Source organism: Bartonella sp. MU70NMGDW (genome assembly GCF_042194085.1).
In the GTDB taxonomy this organism is placed as follows: Bacteria; Pseudomonadota; Alphaproteobacteria; order Rhizobiales; family Rhizobiaceae; genus Bartonella; species Bartonella grahamii.
This window is the reverse complement of record NZ_JBHIMK010000246.1, coordinates 1-1,736: the sequence shown is the minus strand read 5'-3', so window position 1 is coordinate 1,736 and position 1,736 is coordinate 1. Positions and strand designations below refer to the sequence as shown.

Here is a 1,736-nt window from a genome sequence, read left to right as displayed (position 1 = left end):
ACAACGATCATTATTGCTCATCGCCTTTCAACGATTGCTCGTGCTCATAAAATTGTGGTCATACAAAATGGACAACTGATTGAACAAGGTACTCAAAAAGAATTGCTAGAAAAAGAACATGGGTTTTATAAAAAACTTCATAATATCCAGTTCAAAAAACATACCTCCTAATTTCTAGATCCTTAAATAAGACTTGAAATAAAAAATGGGTAGAAGGTAATGCTCCATTTATAAAAAAGACTTGTTACCAAGAAAAAGTATTACTTCAACCAAGAATTGGCAGAGAATTTTATGGTTTATTGCAAATTTTCTTTATATTTATGATGAATCAATCAACAGCACTTGTTGTGTGTCATAAGAGATATTGGCGTATGCATAAAAACCCTTAAGATAAGCAATAAAAATACCTCTACATTTTCAAGTGAAAAAATTGTCGGCGACATGAGAAGCTGGAAAATAGAATGATAATGCCGACTTATATCCTTAATAAATACTTATACCTTTATTAATAACGGTAGTATGGATTTTATACCATTCATAAGAGGTCCTTTATACCATTTCACAAGCAATCTTATGAAATAGGCTCAAGCGCACACTGAGAAATGTTTCTTTAAAACAAGCTCATGAACTTGCAACACAATAGTGTTATATTTTGGAGTATTCTGTTTGGAGGGCTATTCGTTATAAGAAAAGTGATCTCATTCAAAAACACAATAAACAAAAATCTAAAATAATAGGTAATTTTTATTATTAAAAAATATTGCTTTAAATGCATTTGACAATAAAATCGATATCTTATGAATTCTCCGCTTGCCTCACGCTTTTGTTTATCACGTTCTTTAATGGAATCATGTCCTTCACGTAAAAACAGAATGCCATTGTGTTGCAAATTCAGGTGCTTGTTTTAAAGAGACTTCTCTCAAAGTCTTCCCCAAGCCCATTTCGCGATAACGTCCGTGAATTGTATAACGAGAAACCCATTACCCCCTTCTTTACGCTTATGGAGTAACAAGCCAGCACCATTCACACTATTTTGCCAGCCCCTAATGTTGCGACAGCCCTTAGCTCTCGAGATGGTTCATAAGAGGCATTTTTAGTCATTTCTTAATAGTTTTATCCACACAGGATTCCCCGCTTGTAACATGCAAGGCGAATGGTTTGATTCAACGCGAGAGAGATTCGCAATGAGAGAATCTTACGATATTTAAAGTTCTAATTCAAATTGAATAATGATACATTATCTTTATAAATCAATATATTGCATACACTACATTCTTTAGGCAACAGCACGAGATGGGCTTGAGAACAAGGTAAGGTATTTCTCTACAATAAGTATATAACAGCAAAATAACATACTATTTTTCGTGAATATTTTGTCCCTTTAGAGAATAGCATAACAAAAAATCGAATATTTCAGATATATCTCTTCACGCCTCAACAAAAAGCTTCTTCTTTTATAGGATTTCTAGTCTATGCCTCCTTCCTCAGATTTAAAAATGAAAGACAAAAAACGAAGAAATTGTTTTTTTAAAATTCAATCTTTAATAATCTCTTTCATAAAAGAGACCAATACTAGAATTTTGTTCATTTCCTATGGCACCTTTAGCTTTGAGATGACGCGAAATATCTAAATTAATTGTCCCTTTCGTCGTTCCATCAGACCCTGCTTCAAAGCCCAAATAAATATTATTGTGTATGTAGCGTCCAATACGTAAGCCTGTATTACCCTTCTCATT

The 1,736-nt window shown here is 33.0% G+C and carries 1 protein-coding gene and 1 pseudogene; both read right to left on the bottom strand.

The features are described from left to right. Positions 1-811: 811 nt before the first annotated feature. A pseudogene (locus ACFIKE_RS10130) lies at positions 812-1,091 on the bottom strand (Arm DNA-binding domain-containing protein); the annotation flags it as partial. 450 nt (positions 1,092-1,541) lie between these two features. Next, positions 1,542-1,736, bottom strand: a 195-nt coding sequence (locus tag ACFIKE_RS10125; RefSeq protein ID WP_375649678.1) for a translocation/assembly module TamB domain-containing protein, incomplete at its 5' end; no start/stop codon positions are given.